Below are 230 nucleotides of genomic sequence, written 5' to 3' on the forward strand. Positions count from 1 at the left end.
GGAGGCAGATACCTACACCGTCACGTCGGCCTCCATTATGACCAACCAGTAACCAAATGATAAAATTCTTCAGACGAGTTAGGCGACAATTACTTGCTGGGAATAAATTCTCCAAGTACCTGCTTTATGCCATAGGGGAAGTTGTGTTGGTAGTGATCGGTATCCTGATAGCACTGCAAATTAATACCTGGAATCAAGAGCGTATCAATTCCAGGGAAGAGCAACGCATT

1 protein-coding gene is annotated in these 230 nt (G+C 44.3%); it reads left to right on the plus strand.

Going from position 1 to position 230, the window contains the following annotated elements; genetic code table 11:
* Nucleotides 1–56: 56 nt before the first annotated feature.
* Nucleotides 57–230: DUF6090 family protein (locus ACRHNM_RS18450; RefSeq protein ID WP_431138078.1), on the plus strand; the 174-nt coding region annotated here is incomplete at its 3' end.

This window comes from Psychroserpens mesophilus, from assembly GCF_050617655.1.
Taxonomy (GTDB): domain Bacteria; phylum Bacteroidota; class Bacteroidia; order Flavobacteriales; family Flavobacteriaceae; genus Psychroserpens; species Psychroserpens mesophilus_A.